The organism is Bradyrhizobium genomosp. I (2014) (assembly GCF_000261685.1).
GTDB lineage: Bacteria > Pseudomonadota > Alphaproteobacteria > Rhizobiales > Xanthobacteraceae > Bradyrhizobium.
On the sequence record NZ_AJQE01000373.1, the window covers coordinates 29,384 to 46,376 of the forward strand.

The 16,993-nt window shown below is 64.8% G+C and carries 19 protein-coding genes; 16 read left to right on the plus strand and 3 right to left on the minus strand.

The window, feature by feature from the left end; translation table 11 throughout:
* Positions 1–73: 73 nt before the first annotated feature.
* The 10 genes from IC50_RS32845 (at position 74) to ccoS (ending at position 9,502) form a co-directional block, all read left to right on the plus strand.
* Positions 74–907 (plus strand): universal stress protein, encoded by an 834-nt coding sequence (locus IC50_RS32845; protein ID WP_035715264.1) that lies wholly within the window; start codon positions 74–76, stop codon positions 905–907.
* 30 nt (positions 908–937) lie between these two features.
* The gene (locus IC50_RS32850; protein WP_035715268.1) at positions 938–1,363 is read left to right on the plus strand and encodes a CBS domain-containing protein; all 426 of its coding nucleotides are present in this window, start codon (positions 938–940) and stop codon (positions 1,361–1,363) included.
* Positions 1,364–1,589: 226 nt separating this feature from the next.
* Complete coding sequence (ccoN, locus tag IC50_RS32855) at positions 1,590–3,239, plus strand: cytochrome-c oxidase, cbb3-type subunit I (RefSeq protein WP_035715271.1); 1,650 nt, start codon at positions 1,590–1,592, stop codon at positions 3,237–3,239.
* A 12-nt stretch (positions 3,240–3,251) separates the two neighbouring features.
* A complete protein-coding gene (gene ccoO / locus IC50_RS32860) occupies positions 3,252–3,986 on the plus strand; it encodes a cytochrome-c oxidase, cbb3-type subunit II (RefSeq protein WP_035715274.1) in 735 nt (244 codons plus the stop codon).
* Positions 3,987–3,999: 13 nt separating this feature from the next.
* Positions 4,000–4,164 carry a cbb3-type cytochrome oxidase subunit 3 gene (locus tag IC50_RS32865; RefSeq protein ID WP_028179361.1) on the plus strand — a complete coding sequence of 55 codons (165 nt, stop codon included), beginning with the start codon at positions 4,000–4,002 and terminating at the stop codon, positions 4,162–4,164.
* Between the two features lie 6 nt (positions 4,165–4,170).
* Entirely contained in the window at positions 4,171–5,046 is an 876-nt protein-coding gene (gene ccoP / locus IC50_RS32870; protein ID WP_035715277.1) for a cytochrome-c oxidase, cbb3-type subunit III, read from the plus strand.
* Positions 5,047–5,165: 119 nt separating this feature from the next.
* Positions 5,166–6,632 carry a cytochrome c oxidase accessory protein CcoG gene (gene ccoG, locus IC50_RS32875; protein WP_035715280.1) on the plus strand — a complete coding sequence of 489 codons (1,467 nt, stop codon included), beginning with the start codon at positions 5,166–5,168 and terminating at the stop codon, positions 6,630–6,632.
* 16 nt (positions 6,633–6,648) lie between these two features.
* The gene (locus IC50_RS32880; RefSeq protein WP_035715285.1) at positions 6,649–7,134 is read left to right on the plus strand and encodes a FixH family protein; all 486 of its coding nucleotides are present in this window, start codon (positions 6,649–6,651) and stop codon (positions 7,132–7,134) included.
* Between the two features lie 11 nt (positions 7,135–7,145).
* On the plus strand, positions 7,146–9,335 hold the full coding sequence (locus IC50_RS32885; protein ID WP_035715288.1) for a cation-translocating P-type ATPase: 2,190 nt from the start codon (positions 7,146–7,148) through the stop codon (positions 9,333–9,335).
* Positions 9,335–9,502 (plus strand): cbb3-type cytochrome oxidase assembly protein CcoS, encoded by a 168-nt coding sequence (gene ccoS, locus IC50_RS32890; protein WP_008550618.1) that lies wholly within the window; start codon positions 9,335–9,337, stop codon positions 9,500–9,502. Before IC50_RS32885 ends, ccoS begins: the two co-directional genes overlap by 1 nt.
* A gap of 124 nt (positions 9,503–9,626) precedes the next feature.
* Here the strand turns inward: ccoS and IC50_RS32895 are convergent, their stop codons facing one another.
* Both IC50_RS32895 and IC50_RS32900 read right to left on the minus strand, forming a co-directional pair.
* Complete coding sequence (locus IC50_RS32895; RefSeq protein WP_035715290.1) at positions 9,627–10,829, minus strand: MFS transporter; 1,203 nt, start codon at positions 10,827–10,829, stop codon at positions 9,627–9,629.
* 101 nt (positions 10,830–10,930) lie between these two features.
* Entirely contained in the window at positions 10,931–11,410 is a 480-nt protein-coding gene (locus IC50_RS32900) for a cupin domain-containing protein (RefSeq protein ID WP_035715292.1), read from the minus strand.
* Positions 11,411–11,425: 15 nt separating this feature from the next.
* Between IC50_RS32900 and IC50_RS41675 the strand changes: the two genes are divergently transcribed.
* The 3 genes from IC50_RS41675 to IC50_RS32910 all read left to right on the plus strand — a co-directional run bounded on the left by IC50_RS41675 (position 11,426) and on the right by IC50_RS32910 (position 12,732).
* Positions 11,426–11,650, plus strand: a complete 225-nt coding sequence (locus tag IC50_RS41675; protein ID WP_157461173.1) for a hypothetical protein — start codon at positions 11,426–11,428, stop codon at positions 11,648–11,650.
* Positions 11,647–11,931: a hypothetical protein gene (locus IC50_RS32905; protein WP_035715294.1), complete on the plus strand. Its 285-nt coding sequence runs from the start codon at positions 11,647–11,649 to the stop codon at positions 11,929–11,931. Before IC50_RS41675 ends, IC50_RS32905 begins: the two co-directional genes overlap by 4 nt.
* Before the next feature lie 84 nt (positions 11,932–12,015).
* Complete coding sequence (locus IC50_RS32910; RefSeq protein ID WP_035715296.1) at positions 12,016–12,732, plus strand: peroxiredoxin-like family protein; 717 nt, start codon at positions 12,016–12,018, stop codon at positions 12,730–12,732.
* Positions 12,733–12,788: 56 nt separating this feature from the next.
* On the opposite strand, the gene IC50_RS32915 is transcribed toward IC50_RS32910, so the two are convergent.
* Complete coding sequence (locus IC50_RS32915; RefSeq protein ID WP_035715299.1) at positions 12,789–13,676, minus strand: LysR family transcriptional regulator; 888 nt, start codon at positions 13,674–13,676, stop codon at positions 12,789–12,791.
* A 185-nt stretch (positions 13,677–13,861) separates the two neighbouring features.
* Here IC50_RS32915 and IC50_RS32920 point away from each other — a divergent pair, with 185 nt between their 5' ends.
* The 3 genes from IC50_RS32920 (at position 13,862) to IC50_RS32930 (ending at position 16,940) form a co-directional block, all read left to right on the plus strand.
* Positions 13,862–14,686 carry a 3-hydroxybutyrate dehydrogenase gene (locus IC50_RS32920; protein ID WP_035715302.1) on the plus strand — a complete coding sequence of 275 codons (825 nt, stop codon included), beginning with the start codon at positions 13,862–13,864 and terminating at the stop codon, positions 14,684–14,686.
* 69 nt (positions 14,687–14,755) lie between these two features.
* Entirely contained in the window at positions 14,756–15,898 is a 1,143-nt protein-coding gene (locus tag IC50_RS32925; RefSeq protein WP_035715306.1) for a DUF3734 domain-containing protein, read from the plus strand.
* Between the two features lie 91 nt (positions 15,899–15,989).
* Complete coding sequence (locus IC50_RS32930) at positions 15,990–16,940, plus strand: oxygenase MpaB family protein (protein WP_035715327.1); 951 nt, start codon at positions 15,990–15,992, stop codon at positions 16,938–16,940.
* Positions 16,941–16,993: the final 53 nt, after the last annotated feature.

The following is a 16,993-nucleotide window of genomic DNA, read 5'->3' on the forward strand; positions in this document are numbered from 1 at the left end:
TGATCTATCTCAGCCTGCTGTGCGGCAGCAGGTTTAGGATTTGAAAAAATTTGGTGATGCTGGAGATATCCCGATGACATACGCGACCGTCATGGTCAGCTTGGCACTCGATCAGCCCAACGAGGCGCGTCTTCAGGTCGCGGGGGAGCTCGCCGAACGATTCGAGGCCGCCATCGTCGGGGTCGCCGCGGCGCAGTTCGCGCCGCCGCTCTATTTCACCGACGGCGCCGAGGCGCAAACGCTGATCGACGAGGGCGAAGCTTCGGTCAAGCGGCGGCTGGCCGGCCTGGAAGCACAATTCCGCGCGGCCACGAAGAATCGCGGCGGACATGTGGAGTGGCGCAGCGCCATGGATTTTCCGTCGCGATTCGTCCTGGCGCAGGCGCGTTGCGCCGACATCGTCGTCAGCGGGGGGCAGAGTCCGGCCTTCTCCGACTCTTTCTCGCTCGCGAGCCCCAAGGATCTGGTGCTGCAGGCCGGCCGACCGCTTCTCGTCGTCCCCGACCGGGCCGGCTGGCTCGACCTGCGCAACGTGCTGGTGGCGTGGAAGGACACGCCGGAGGCGCGGCGGGCGGTGGCCGACGCGCTGCCGGTGCTGCGCAAGGCGAGGGACGTCACCATCGTTGAAATTCCAGAGCAGGACGACGACCGTTCGGCCGTGATGGCCGGCGTCATCGACGTTGCCGCCTGGCTCGGCCGTCACGGCGTCACCGCGACTGCACGCGTCTCGGAGGCCACAGCAGACGAAACCCCGGCGGCGCAATTGGAGAAGGTCGCCGGGGACATCGGCGCCGGCCTGATCGTCGCGGGCGCCTACGGCCATTCGAGATTTCGTGAACTGATCCTGGGGGGCGTCACCCAGCATCTGGTCACGCAAACCGCCCGCAGCGTGCTGCTGTCGCACTGACCGCCGGCCCGGGTCAGAGGAGGACGCGTCGTGTATAGATTTCTTGAACAGACTGTCGATGGCTACATGACGCGCAACGTCAAAACGGTGCAGCGCAGTCTCGACTTGTTTCAGCTCAGCGAGATGTTCGAGACCGACGATTTCAACAGCTATCCGGTTGAAGACGACGGGCAAGTGGTCGGCATCGTCACCAAATTCGACATCCTGAAGTGCTTCGCCTTCACGCCGAGCCAGATGTTGCCGCGCTACGATGACCTGATGAGCCGCAAGATCGGCGACGTCATGACGCCCGAGTTCATCTATGTCAGTCCCGACACGCGGCTGACACGTGTGCTCCAGATCATGGTCGAGCATCGCATCAGGAGCATCATCGTGCTCGACGGTGCACAGAAGCTGGTCGGAATCATTGCCCGCGAGGACGTCATCGCAGCGCTCAAGGCGACGGCAAGAGACTGACGGAGCGCCCCTCCAATATTGCGGTTTCAACCTCCGTGATTTCACGGAGGTTGTTCCTTTTCGCGCGTCGGTCTGACTTCCGTGCCGCTCTCCCGCATGCGGAGAGGATTTCAACTGGCCCTGCATCAGCCTCACATTAACAGAAATCCATCCATCTTGATTTCAATCAATTCCCTGCGAGGTTGGATGTGGTTTCTGGCGCTGTGTTCTTTCAGAGAGAATCCGCATGAGCCAGCCCTCCATCTCCAAATCCATGACCATCGGTGAAAGCGGCTTGGCTGTCGTGTTCGCAGTCACCGCCTTCCTCTGCGTGATCGCCTCGGCCAAGGCGCTCGATGCGCCCTTCGCCTTCCACGCCGCGCTCAGCGCGGCGGCGAGCCTGGCTGCGGTGTTCTTCATCGTCAACCGCTACTTCGAACGGCCGGCGGCGCTGCCGCCCCAGGAAATCAACGGCCGCCCGAACTACAACATGGGGCCGATCAAGTTCTCCGCCTTCATGGCGATGTTCTGGGGCATTGCCGGATTCCTCGTCGGTCTCATCATCGCCTCACAGCTGGCCTGGCCCGCGCTGAATTTCGATCTGCCCTGGACCAGCTTCGGTCGCCTGCGGCCGCTGCACACCTCCGCCGTGATCTTCGCCTTCGGCGGCAACGTGCTGATCGCGACCTCCTTCTACGTGGTGCAGAAGTCCTGCCGCGCGCGCCTTGCCGGCGACCTCGCGCCGTGGTTCGTCGTGGTGGGCTACAACTTCTTCATTCTGATCGCCGGCACGGGCTATCTGCTCGGCGTCACCCAGTCGAAGGAATATGCCGAGCCGGAATGGTACGCCGATTTGTGGCTGACCATCGTCTGGGTCGCCTATCTGCTTGTCTTCCTTGCCACCATCTTCAAGCGCAAGGAGCCGCACATCTTCGTGGCGAACTGGTTCTATCTCGCCTTCATCGTGACGATTGCGGTCCTGCATCTGGGCAACAATCCGGCGCTCCCCGTCTCGGTGTTCGGCTCGAAGTCCTACGTCGCCTGGGGCGGCATCCAGGACGCCATGTTCCAGTGGTGGTACGGCCACAACGCGGTCGGCTTCTTCCTGACTGCCGGCTTCCTGGCCATCATGTACTACTTCATCCCGAAGCGCGCCGAGCGGCCGATCTATTCCTACCGGCTCTCGATCATCCACTTCTGGGCGCTGATCTTCCTCTACATCTGGGCCGGCCCGCACCATCTGCACTACACGGCGCTGCCGGACTGGACGCAGACGCTGGGCATGACCTTCTCGATCATGCTGTGGATGCCCTCCTGGGGCGGCATGATCAACGGCCTGATGACGTTGTCGGGCGCCTGGGACAAGCTGCGCACCGATCCCGTGCTGCGCATGCTCGTGGTCTCCGTCGCCTTCTACGGCATGTCGACCTTCGAGGGCCCGATGATGTCGATCAAGGTGGTCAACTCGCTCAGCCACTACACCGACTGGACCATCGGCCACGTGCATTCCGGCGCGCTCGGCTGGGTCGGCTTCGTTTCCTTCGGCGCGCTCTACTGCCTGGTGCCGTGGGCCTGGAATCGCAAGGGCCTCTACAGCCTCAAGCTCGTCAACTGGCATTTCTGGGTCGCCACGCTCGGCATCGTCCTCTACATCTCGGCGATGTGGGTGTCCGGCATCCTGCAGGGCCTGATGTGGCGCGCCTACACCTCGCTCGGCTTCCTCGAATATTCCTTCATCGAGACCGTCGAGGCGATGCATCCCTTCTACATCATCCGCGCCGCCGGCGGCGGGCTGTTCCTGATCGGCGCGCTGATCATGGCCTACAATCTCTGGATGACGGTTCGCGTCGGCGAGGCGGAAGTCCAGATGCCCGTCGCTCTTCAGCCGGCGGAATGAGGAGCTAAAGAAATGTCGTTCTGGACACGCCACCAAATCTTCGAAAAGAACTCGATCATCCTGGTCATCGGCATCCTGCTGGTGATCGCGATCGGCGGCCTCGTCGAGATCACGCCGCTGTTCTACCTCAAGAGCACGATCGAGAAGGTCGACGGCGTCAGGCCCTACACGCCGCTGGAGCTCGCCGGACGCAACGTCTACGTCCGCGAGGGCTGCTATCTCTGCCATTCGCAGATGGTCCGGCCCTTGCGCGACGAGGTCGAGCGCTACGGCCACTTCTCGCTCGCCGCCGAGAGCATGTTCGACCATCCGTTCCAGTGGGGCTCCAAGCGCACCGGTCCGGATCTCGCACGCGTCGGCGCAAAGTATTCCGACGACTGGCACGTCACCCATCTGACCAACCCGCGCGCGATCGTGCCGCAGTCGGTGATGCCGGGCTATCCGTTCCTCAGTGCGAACGAGGTCGATCCGGACGCCATCGCCGACCACATGCGCACGCTGAGGACCGTCGGTGTGCCCTACACCGACGAGCAGATCGCCAGCGCGGGCGCCGATTTGAAGGCCCAGGCCGATCCGGACAATGCCGGTACCGACGCCTTCAGCAAGCGCTACGCCAAGGCCGTCGTGCGCAATTTCGACGGCAAGACCGGCACGCCGACGGAAATGGACGCGCTGATCGCGTACCTGCAGATGCTCGGCACGCTGGTCGACTTCAAGATCTACAACGAGAAAGCCAATCTTCGCTGAGAAGGCATGAACGATGAAAGCCATCCTGACCGTCCATAATCTTGCGTCCGATCTCGTGACGACGATCTGGACACCGGTGTTCGTCGCGATCTTTCTCGCGATCGTCGCCTACGCATTCTGGCCCCGTAACAAGGCTGTGTTCGACAAAGCAGCGCACCTGCCGTTGCGGGAGGAGTAGAGAACCATGACCGATCATTCTAGCGACATCGATTCCGTCTCCGGCAAGTCCACGACCGGACACGAGTGGGACGGCATCAAGGAGCTCAACACGCCGCTGCCGCGCTGGTGGGTGATCACCTTCTATCTCACCATCGTCTGGTCGATCGGTTACTGGATCGTGTATCCGGCCTGGCCGCTGATCTCCAGCAACACCACCGGCATGTTCGGCTACTCCTCGCGTGCTGACGTCGCGGTCGAGCTCGCCAATCTCGAGAAGATCCGCGGTGACAAGATGGCGGCGCTGGGCGCGGCCTCGCTCGCCGACATCGAGAAGGATCCGGCTCTGCTGGCGCTCGCCCGCGCCAAGGGCAAAACCGTGTTCGGCGACAATTGCGCGCCGTGCCACGGCTCCGGCGCCGCCGGCGCCAAGGGCTATCCGAACCTGAACGACGACGACTGGCTGTGGGGCGGCACGCTCGACCAGATCATGCAGACCATCCAGTTCGGCGCGCGGTCAGGCCATGCCAAGACGCATGAGGGCCAGATGCTCGCTTTCGGCAAGGACGGCGTGCTGAAGGGCGACGAGATCGTCACGGTCGCCAATTACGTGCGGTCGCTGTCGGGCCTTTCCACCCGCAACGGCTTCGACGCCGCCAAGGGCCAGAAGATCTTTGCGGAGAATTGCGCCGCCTGTCACGGCGATTCCGGCAAGGGCAACCAGGAGCTCGGCGCGCCGAACCTGACCGACAAGATCTGGCTCTACGGCTCCGACGAGGCGAGCCTGATCGAGACCATCAGCCAGGGCCGCTCCGGTGTGATGCCCGCCTGGGAAGGCCGGCTCGATCCCGCCACCATCAAGGCGATGGCGGTCTATGTCCACTCGCTCGGCGGCGGCAAATAGCCGATCCACGACCGACGACTTCCGGCGGGGGCGAAGAAAAACGCCCCCGTTTGCGTTGGATCAACGGGACTTGCCGGCGCCGGGTCTAGGTTTAATCGCACCTCTTGGAAGATTCAGCGATGAACAAGGCCGTCAATCCGAACGAACTCAAGCCCGCGGACGACAGCGGGCCACTCTATGCGGCCCGCAAGAAGGTCTATCCGCAGAGCGTCTCGGGCACGTTTCGGCGGATCAAATGGACCCTGATGGCGATCTGCCTCGGCGTCTATTATTTCCTGCCGTTCGTACGCTGGAATCGCGGCCTCGGCGCCCCGAGCCAGGCGGTGCTGATCGATCTGCCCAACAGCCGCTTCTATTTCTTCTTCATCGAGCTGTGGCCGCAGGAGGTCTACTACTTCACCGGCCTGTTGATCGTGGCCGCGGTGGCGCTGTTCCTGATGAACTCGGTCGGCGGCCGCATCTGGTGCGGCTATCTCTGTCCGCAGACGGTGTGGACCGATCTGTTCTATGCCGTCGAGCGTCTGGTCGAGGGTGATCGGCGCGAGCGGATGAAGAAGGACAGATCGTCCGATCCGTTGAAGCTCGAGCGGATATCCGAGATCGTGCTCAAGCATTCGATCTGGATCATGATCGCGTGGTGGACCGGCGGCGCCTGGGTGCTCTATTTCAGCGACGCGCCGACCCTGGTGAAGGAGCTCGTCACCTTCCAGGCGCCGATGATCGCCTATATCTGGATCGGCATCCTCACCGCGACGACCTATGTGCTGGCCGGCTTCATGCGCGAGCAAGTCTGCACCTATATGTGCCCGTGGCCGCGAATCCAGGCGGCGCTGACGGACGAATGGGCGCTCAACGTCACCTATCGCTACGACCGCGGCGAGAAGCGCACCTCGGTCAAGAAGACCGCCGAGCTGCGCGCGCTCGGCGAGCAGGTCGGCGATTGCGTCGACTGCTACCAATGCGTCGCTGTCTGCCCGACCGGCATCGACATCCGCAACGGACCGCAGCTCGAATGCATCCAATGCGGGCTCTGCATCGACGCCTGCGACAACGTGATGGCGAAGATCGGCCGGCCGAAGCGCCTGATCGGCTACGACAACGACATCAACATCCACCGCCGCCAGCAGGGCAAGGCGCCGATCTACCGCATCGTCCGCGCCCGCACCATCGTCTACAGCGCGATCATCGCGGTGGTCGGCGGCATCATGATCTACACGCTCGCGACCCGCAGCCTGCTCGACGTCAACGTGCTGCACGACCGCAATCCGGTCGCGGTCAAGCTCAGCGACGGCTCGATCCGCAACGCCTACACGGTTCGGCTGCTCAACAAGAGCGGCTATGACCGCGTCATCGCCATCGACGCCGACGGGCCGATCAATTCGACCGTTCACGTCGTCGGCGTCGATTCGGTGACCCCGGATCGGCCGATGATCGTGATCCCGCGCGACTCGACGAGCGAGCTTCGCCTCCTCGTCACCGCGCCGGCCGACAACAACCCGGAGAAGTCGATTCCGGTCCACTTCCACGTCACGGACATCGGCCTCGGCGTCGCCGCGTCCGCCACCGACAATTTCGTCTCGCCTTGAGGATCAGGAGACTGCCATGGCTTCCAAGCCGTTGACCGGAACCAAGGTCTTGCTGATGCTGGTCGCCTTCTTCGGCGTCGTGATCGGCGTCAACGTGACCATGATGAAGCTCGCGATCGCGACGCTGCCGGGCACCGACGTCGACAGCCCCTACGCCGCGGGCCTCGTCTATGACCGCGAGATCTCGGCGGCGCAGGACCAGGCCGCGCGCAAATGGAAGGTCAACGCCCATATCGAGCGCCGCGACGACGGCGGTGCCTCGGTCCAGGTCGAAGTCCGCGATGCCGGCGGCCAGCCGATCTCCGGGCTCAAGTTCGGCGGCCGGCTGGAGCGGCCGACCGACAAGCGCGCCGATCTCGTCGTCGAGCTCACCGAATCCGGCATCGGTCTCTATCGCGGCGGCGCCGAGTCCGTCGCGCCGGGCCAATGGGATCTGGTGATCGAGGGCGAGGCGCGGGGGGAACGCGTGTTCCTGTCTCGCAACCGCGTGATCCTGAACTGAAGGACTTCGTCATGCACGTCACGCGGGATTTCTCGCACTATGTCCGAAGCGCGGGCGAGGGCCTCCAGCACATCGATCTCGCGGTGGAAGGCGTTCACTGCGCCGGATGCATGGCCAAGATCGAGCGCGGCCTGTCTGCCATCCCCGACGTCACGCTGGCACGCGTGAATCTCACCGACCGCCGCGTCGCGCTGGAATGGAAGGCGGGCACGCTCGACCCTGGCCGATTCATCGACCGCCTCGAGGAGCTCGGCTACAAGGCCTATCCGTTCGAGACCGAAAGCGCGGAGGAGGCCGAGGTCGCCGAATCGCGTTTCCTGCTGCGGTGCCTCGGCGTCGCGGCATTCGCCACCATGAACGTGATGATGCTGTCGATTCCGGTGTGGTCGGGCAACGTCTCGGACATGCTGCCCGAGCAGCGCGATTTCTTCCACTGGCTGTCGGCGCTGATCGCATTGCCGGCGGCGGCCTATGCCGGCCAGCCGTTCTTCCGCTCGGCCTGGCGCGCGCTGTCGGCGAAGACCACCAACATGGACGTGCCAATCTCGATCGGCGTGATCCTGGCGCTCGGCATGTCCGTGGTCGAGACCATCCATCACGCCGAGCACGCCTATTTCGACGCCGCGATCATGCTGCTGACCTTCCTGCTGGTCGGCCGCTTCCTCGACCAGAACATGCGGCGGCGGACCCGCGCGGTGGCCGGCAATCTCGCGGCGCTGAAAGCGGAGACGGCTGCGAAGTTCGTCGGCCCCGGCGAAATCTCGCAGGTGCCCGTGGCAGCCATCCACCCCGGCGATATCGTGCTGTTGCGGCCCGGCGAGCGCTGCGCGGTCGACGGCACCGTGATCGAAGGGCGTTCCGAGATCGACCAGAGCCTGATCACCGGCGAGACGCTCTACGTCACGGCGGAGCAGGGCACGCCCGTCTATGCGGGATCGATGAACATCTCCGGCACGCTGCGGGTGCGGGTCTCAGCCGCGTCTGAAGCGACGCTGCTCGCCGAGATCACGCGGCTATTGGACAACGCGCTCCAGGCGCGCTCGCGCTACATGCGGCTCGCCGACCGCGCCTCCCGGCTCTACGCGCCGGTGGTGCATGCGACTGCGCTTCTGACCATTCTCGGATGGGTCATCGCCGGCGCGAGCTGGCACGATGCAATCGTCACCGGCGTTGCCGTCCTGATCATTACCTGCCCCTGTGCGCTGGGCCTCGCCATTCCAACCGTGCAGACGGTCGCCTCCGGCACGATGTTCAAGTCCGGAGTGCTGCTGAATTCCGGCGATGCGATCGAGCGGCTGGCCGAAGCCGACCATGTCATCTTCGACAAGACCGGTACGCTGACGCTGCCCGATCTCGAAGTCATGAATGCGGCCGAGATTCCCGCCGAGATCTTCGAGCTCGCCGGCCGGCTCGCGCTGTCGAGCCATCATCCGGTCGCCGCCGCCGTCGCTCAGGCTGCCGGTGCGAAGTCTCCGATCGTCGGCGCGGTCGAGGAGGCCGGGCAGGGCGTGCGCGCCGTGGTCGACGGTGTCGAGCTTCGCCTCGGCCGTCCATCCTTCTGCGGTGCCGAGACGCTGGCCGGAGACTCCACGCTCGATCCCGAAGCCTCGATCGTGGCTTTCAGCAAGGGCAGCGACAGATTCGTGCTCTCGGTTCGCCAGGGCCTGCGTCCGGATGCGCAGGCCGTGATCGCGGCGCTGAAGGCGCGCAACATCGGCATCGAGATCCTTTCCGGCGACCGCGAGCCGGTGGTGAAGGCCGCGGCCGATGCGCTCGGTGTTCCCGAATGGCGCGCCGGCGTCACGCCGGCCGACAAGATCGCCAGGATCGAGGAGTTGAAGCGGCGTGGTGCCAAGGTGCTGATGGTCGGCGACGGCATGAACGATGCGCCGTCATTGGCGGCCGCTCATGTCTCGATGTCGCCGATCTCGGCCGCGCATCTCAGCCAGGCGACAGCCGATCTCGTCTTCCTCGGCCGGCCGCTGGCTCCGGTCGTTGCCGCGATCGATGCTTCGCGCAAGGCGCTGCAACTGATGCGGCAGAATCTCTGGCTTGCGATCGGCTATAACTTGCTTGCCGTTCCCGTCGCGATCAGCGGCGTCGTGACCCCCCTGATCGCGGCTGCGGCCATGAGCGGATCCTCGATCCTGGTCATGCTGAACTCGCTGCGTGCCCGCAGCGCCTCGCGGGAGATTGTGTGATGGAGATCCTGGTCATCCTGGTCCCGCTGGCCCTGATGCTCGGGGGGGCCGGTCTCGTCGCTTTCCTCTGGTCGCTCAGGAGCGGCCAGTACGACGATCTCGACGGTGCCGCCTGGCGCGCGATTGCCGACGACGAGCCGCCGCAGGAAGCGCCGGCCAAACGCTAAAGCGCGATGCGATTAGGATGAATCGTCATCGCGCTTTAGATCTTTGTTTGAGCATGATCTCCGCGCAAACGCGTTCCGCGTTTGTCGCGAGGGAAAACCGCTGCGCACTTTTCCGGATCATGCTTTAGCGCCTCAGGGCGAAGGTGAGCAAGGCTGCGGCCCCGAGCGCCACGCCCACACCAGCGACGCAGGCCTGCCAGCCGAAAGCATCGAACAGCCGGCCGAGCACTGCCGTGCCGACGAGCCCTCCACAGAAATAGCACGCAAGATAGGTGCCGCTGGCAACGCCGCGGTTGCCGGTTGCCGCCTGTCCGACGAAGCCCGTCGCGGCGGCCTGCGCAAAGAAGGTGCCGATGCCGACCAGCACCATGCCGGTCAGGACCTCGCCCAGATGTGGCGTCAGCATCAGCGGCAGGCCAAGTCCGGCGACGGCAAGCGAACCCCAGATCGTGGGCCGCGTGCCGAGCCGGGTAGCCACCTTGCCGGCCAGCAGGGTCGTGAAGACCGAGGGCAGGAAGACGAAATAGGCGAGACCCAAATCCATCATGCCCAGGGACAGAGGCGGCCGGACCAGCACGAAATTCACGAATGTGAAGGTGCCGATGAAGGCGAACAGGATGCAGAAGCCGATGCCGTAGGCGGCGCGCAGATGCGGATTGCGCCAATGCGCGATGGTGGCGGCTAGCGGCGAATCCGCCGGCACCATCGCATGCATCGGCTGCACGCGTCGAATCGTGAAATAGACCAGCACCGCGCCGGCCAGATTGAGCGCGGCGAACAGATAGAAATTCCAGGCGAGTCCGAGGCCATCGGCAACAGCCGCCGAGATCAGCCGGCCGATGAGGTTGCTCGCGACATTGCCGGTGATGTAGGCGGCAAAGGCGCCGCCGGCGTCCATCGCGCTGCATTGCTCGCCGAGATAGGCGAGGGTGAGCGCAAAGGCCGACGCCATGCACAGGCCCTGCGCGACCCGCAGGGCGGTGAAGACCGCAAGATTGGGTGCGGACGCCAGCAGGCTGGTGGGGATTGCAAGAAGTGCCAGGCTGAGCAGGATGCCGGCGCGCCGGTTGATGTGCGGGCTGAAGAAGCCGACGACGAGGCTGGCCGTGGCCATGCCGAAAGTGCTGGCATTGACGGCGAAGCCCATCGCCGCCGGCGTGACGCCGTAGTGACGCGTCAACGAAGGCAGGATCGCCTGTGTCGCGAAGAGGTCGACGACGGTCAGGAATGCGGTGAGGCCGATCACGAGCGAGCGAAGCGCGAGACCCGGGGAATGAGCCTCCATCGTCATTGCGGCCGGTTTGATCGGCGCGGAAAGATCGGTCATGCCTGATTGTCCTGTGAGGAATGTGGCGCCCGGCACGCGGACGGCATGGGGATCCGGGCGCCACACCCGGTAACGAGTGCGCTGGGGCTGGGCGGCGCTCGTTACATATGATGGTCGTTGGGATCTTTACGGACGTCGCCGACATAGAGAACGACCGTCTCCTTGCCGAGATTCTTCCACCAGTGCGAGGTGCCGAACACTTCGGGGCGGATGTCGCCGGCCTTGTGCACGATCGGATCGACGCAGTTGGAGGCGTATTCGACGATCTCGCCCTGCTGGACGAAGATCAGGGCGGGACGATCGTCATGGCTGTGCCAGGGCACGATCCCGCCGGGCTCGATGGTCAGCTTGCGGAAGCGCAGCTCGCGGCCCTCGATGTGCGCCGGCTGCTTGCCGAGGTCGATCGCGCCGAGCGTGACGTCGGTAACGCCGACGGGCTTGTGGTCGACCATCTGCTGTGCGTTCGGCTTGATCTTGCCGGCCGGGCATTCGCCGGCGAAAACCGGCGTCGCAAACGTCAGCGCCCCGAGAACGGCAACGCCTGTCCAAACCACGCGCGACACTGTGTGATGCCTAGACATGGGAAGTCTCCTCTGTTGGCCGCAACCCCGCTGGTCACCGGCTATGCCAGGAGCTTCGTCGAGATCGTCTCCATCCTGAAATGCCGGCTTGCTTTCGATGCGATAGCCCGGCGCTATGTTGATGCGCGGCGGCTATCGAACCGATTGGGCATCGGCATTTCCGCTTCAGGCGTATCCGGCGTCCGATTGCAGCGCGCCCGATTGGCGGGCGTTCACGTCAATCCGGAGGAGTCCCCATGACGAAAGTGTCCAAGACCCTGATTTTTGCCGCGGCCTTTGCGGTGATCGCCACATCGGCCTTCTCGGAAGCGGCCTGGGATTTCAAGGCCGGCATGGCCTATGTCTATGGCGGACCCGGCAAGATGTCGGCGATGGCGATGGCCCCGGCCGAGAAGAACCACGAGGCCATGATGAAGAACGCGAAGAAGGTGCCCGACAATACCGTCTTCTTCATGGACAGGGGCACGCTGTACTCCACGTCGGGGCGACTGGACCCGACCGGCAACTTCTACGTGAACTGAGCCGATCCTGGCATTGCGGCCGCCCCTTGCGGGCGGCCGAACCGGGAAACTAGTATTCGCCCACGGAAGTGCCGGAGCAGAAAGATGACGTCTCTCTCGCCAGCCGATGCCGAACAGCTCAGGCTCGCCTTCCAGCGCTGCCGCGACATGGACGGCACGCTGAACGAACAGCTCCGCGCTTATGCGGATGCCAGCCGCGAGGTCTTCCCGGCCTATGGCGAGGCGGTCGATCGCCTGGTGGCGCGATTGGGCGGAAACGGCGGTGGCGAGACTGCGCCGCGCCCGGGCGATCCGATGCCGCCGTTCATGCTGCCCGACGAGGGCGGGCGCCTCGTGACCCTGCCCTCGTTGCTGGCTCGCGGTCCACTCGCCGTGATGTTCTTCCGCGGCCATTGGTGTCCGTATTGCCGGCTCAATGTCCGCGCGGTGGTCCAGGCGCTTGACCGCATCAGGGCGATGGGAGCGCAGGTCATCGCGATCATGCCGGAGACGCAGGAATACACTGGGCAACTCAAGGCCGAATCCGGCGCGCCGTTTCCGATCCTGACAGATCTCGACAACGGCTACGCGCTGTCGCTCAATCTCGCGATCTGGCTCGGCACCGAGATCCAGCAATTGTTGTCCTATCAGGACATGGCGAAATTCCACGGCAATGACGGCTGGATGCTGCCGATCCCGGCCGTGTTCGTCGTCGGCCGCGACGGCATCGTGAAAGCCCGCTTCGTCGATCCGGATTTTCGCAAACGCATGGAGATCGACGATCTGATCGAAGCGCTGGAGAGCGCGAGCCGGGAGGGCTGAGGCACGCACTTTCCTCCTTCTCGCCTACAAGAGGAGAAGGGACAGCAGCGTCCGCGCTACCCCGCAATCTCCCGCCAGTCGGCGCCGCGCAGCATGCGCATCACGGCATTGCCCACGGCCGTGCGTTGCCGGCCGGCGACTCCATAGAGGTTGACGGTACGGCGGGCGTCCAGCCCCGTGACTGCGGCGCGGGTCAGCCGCTCCGGCACGGGTGAGGTGTGCGGCACCATGGCGACGCCCATGTCGGCCTCGACCAACTCGATCAAATCGCGCTCGTTCGAGACTTCGTGGCCATGTTCGATGTCGATGCCGTGTTCGCGCAGGCTCGCGGAGATGCGGCGCGCGTGCTCGCAGAAGGTCCGGCTCAGCAGCTGCTCCGATCGCAAATCGTCCAGATCGATGCTGGCGCGGCCGGCCAGCCGGTGTCCGTCGCCGACCACGAGCTCGAAGTTTTCGGTGAACAGCGGCCAGACGTCGAGGCGGTCCCATGCCTCGTCGATCTCCGCAGCGATGCCAAGCTCGGCCTCACCCTTCTTCAGAAAGTCGCCGACCTCCCGGTTCGAACCGCGCAGGAAGCGGAATTCGAGCCGGTTGAACTGCCGCTTGATCTCGTTGAGATGCGGAATGAGCAAGGCGAGGTCGATCGAATGCGTCAGCGCAATGCGGAGCGCACCGATCTCTCCGCTCTTGAACGAGGAGGCGAGCGAGCGCGCGCCGGCGGCGGCGTCATAGCACTGCTTCAGAAGCGGATGCATGCGCTGACCGAGCTCGGTCAATTGCGCCGCCGGGCGTTCGCGGCGGAACAGATCGCCGCCGAGCTCGGCCTCGAGCTGCTTGATCGCGCGCGTCAGCGAGGGCTGCGTCACGTTGCATTCCTCCGCGGCGCGCGTAAAGTTCAAGAGCTGCGCCACCGCGAGGAAATAGCGGACCTGGTGCATTTCCATGGATCGGCTCCCAGCAGGATCGCTCGGACCTTATCCGATCGGAACCGGGAATGACATCCTGGCTGCAATAGCGCGCGCCTATGGAATCGGAAGCCAGCCGGTATTTCCGTTTGCACTTGCGATCCTCCAGGCTCCAGCGAAAGGCCCGGGCTCGACCCCGAAGCCCAGCCAAACGGAGATCACGCATGAACATTCCGCTGAAATCGCAGACAACCCAGCCTGCACGCGCGCTGGCCGGCAAGGTGGCGCTCGTCACGGGCTCGACCAGCGGCATCGGCCTCGGTATCGCACGCGCTCTGGCTGCGGCCGGCGCCGACATCGTGCTGAACGGGCTTGGCGTCGCCAGCGAGATCGGCCGGACGCGCGAGCAGATCGCCGCCGAGTTCGGCATCAAGGCGAGCTACTCGCCGGCCGATATGACGAAGCCCAAATCGATCGCCGAGATGATCGCGGCGACCATCGCACAATCGGGCCGGCTCGATATTCTCGTCAACAATGCCGGCGTCCAGCACGTCGCGCCGCTCGACCAGTTTCCGGTCGAGAAATGGGATCAGATCCTCGCGATCAACCTGACCTCGGCGTTCCACACGACGCGGCTCGCACTGCCGGCGATGCGGCGGAACGGCTTTGGCCGGATCATCAATGTCGCCTCCGCGCACGGTCTGGTCGGCTCGCCATTCAAGGCGGCCTATGTCGCCGCCAAGCACGGCATCGTCGGACTCACGAAAGTCATCGCGCTCGAGACTGCGGAGGAGGGCATCACCTGCAACGCGGTCTGCCCCGGCTACGTCTATACGCCGCTGGTCGAGGCGCAGATCGACGGGCAGGCCAAGGCGCACGGCATTTCCCGCGATCAGGTGATCCGCGACGTGCTGCTGGCGCAGCAGCCGAACAAGCGCTTTGCCACCGTCGAGGAACTCGGCGCGCTCTCGGTGTTCCTGTCGACGGACGCGGCCGCGTCCATCACGGGCGTCGCGCTGCCTGTCGACGGCGGCTGGACCGCGCACTAACATGAGCCGGCGTAACAAGCCGCAGTCAGCAGCGAATACCCGGGCAGTGAGGCTGATCAGGAGCGACCCATGAATGGCACGCAGACCAACATACAGCGCAACGACCTGCCGGGGCAGGTCGTGCTCGTGCTCCAGGGCGGCGGCGCGCTCGGCTCGTACCAGGCGGGCGTCTACCAGGCGCTGCACGATGCCGGCATAGAGCCGGACTGGGTGATCGGCACCTCGATCGGCGCCATCAATGCGAGCCTGATCGCGGGCAACGCGCCGGAGCAACGGCTCGCGCGCTTGAGGGAGTTCTGGAAGCGGATGGAGCAGAAGCCGGTCTGGGACTGGCGCACCGGATTTCCCGGCTTCAACGAGAAGCTGGCCTATTGGTCGACCGTCACCCACGGCATTCCAGGTTTCTTCCGTCCCAATCCGCTGGCGCATGCCGGAGATTCCTATCCGCTGGGTCCCGATCACGCGGGCTATTATTCGACCGTTCCGCTGGAGAAGACGCTGAGCGAGCTCGTCGATTTCGACCTGGCCAATCGCTGCGCGCCGCGGCTGACGGTCGGTGCGGCTCATGTCGGCACCAGCGAAATGCACTATTTCGACAGCCGCGACGGCGAGTTGACGGTGAAGCATGTGATGGCTTCGGGCGCGCTGCCGCCGGCTTTCCCGGCCGTGCGCATCGACGGTGAACTCTATTGGGACGGCGGCATCCTGTCGAACACGCCGACGGAAGCGGTGTTCGACGACAATCCCCGCAAGGATTCGCTGATCTTCTCCGTGCATCTGTGGAATCCCGTCGGTGCCGAGCCCACCACGATGGCGGAGGTGCTGAACCGGCACAAGGACGTGCAATATTCCAGCCGCATCGCGAGCCAGATCGTGCGACAGCAGCAGGCCCATCGCCTGCGCCATGTGATCAACCAGCTTGCGGCGCGACTACCCGAGAGCGAGCGCAACGACCCCGCCGTGCGTGAGCTGATGAGCTACGGTTGTCCGACACGCATGCATGTGGTTCGGCTGCTGGCGCCGCAGCTCGAGCGCGAGACACATACCAAGGACATCGATTTCAGTCCGTCCGGGATCACGCGGCGGTGGCATGCCGGTTATGCCCACACGAAGGCGGTGCTGGCGCGCAAGCCGTGGATTGGCGAATTCGATCCGCTCGCCGGCGTGGTGCTGCACGAGCATATGGACGAGATGCCGATGGCGGCGGAGTAGGGGCCTTGTTCGTCATTGCTTTGCACGACGACGATTTCGCAGGCGCACGGTCCGGAGTATGGTCGCCGTGTCTTCGTCGCGAGGCCTGCAATTGGTTGCTGAGAGAGATCTGGAGGAGTCGCTCGATACGCTGCGTACGAACGCGGCGGGACAGGTCGCGGGCGTGTTCGGTCCGGCCTCGCTGACCTGGCAGATCGACCGGGAGGCCGTGATCTTTCTCGGTGCCGGCCGTGCGCTGCTGCTGCAGCTGGCCCATCCATGGGTGGCGGCGGCGATCGCCGAGCATTCGCGCACCCTTGCCGATCCGATCGGCCGCTTCCATCGCACCTTCGACATCGTCTTCACGATGGTGTTCGGCTCGCTGGACCGGGCGCTGCTGTCGTCCCGGCAGCTGCATCGGCGTCACAGCATGATCGTCGGCGAGATGCCCGAGACCGTGGGTCCGTTCGCGGCCGGCTCGCGCTACTGCGCCAACGACATCCCCGCGCTGCGCTGGGTCCATGCGACGCTGGTCGAGACCGCGCTCATGGCACATGATCTGGTGCTGCCACCACTCTCGGCGGAGGAGCGCGATCGCTATTGGAGCGAGGCCAGGCTGTACGGCGCCCTGTTCGGATTGACGGGGGATGATTTGCCGGCGGACTGGTCCGGCTTCGTTGCCTACACCGCGGCAATGGCGCAGTCGGAGGCGTTGACCGTCAGCGCGGCGGCACGCGAGATCGCCACGCAGATCTTCACGGGCGCGCGACCCTGGTTGCGGCCACCGCGATGGTATCGCGCGCTCTCGGCGAGGATGCTGCCCGAGCGCCTGCGCGCCGGATTCGGCTTTGAGCTTGACGAGCGGGATATCAAGGCCGCCGACAACGCACTGAGATGGATCAGGCGCGTCTATCCGAGATTGCCCGACAGGCTGCGCTATGTCGGCCCCTACCAGGAGGCGCAGGCGCGGCTGCGGGGCGAGCTGCAGCCCGACTGGATGACCCGCTGTCTCAATCGCGCCTGGATCGGACGGCCGCAGATGGACGTACGCGGGAAGGGGTGAGGTGCTCGGTGGCCGCCACAAAGACTGTCATTGCGAGGAGCCCTTGCGACGAA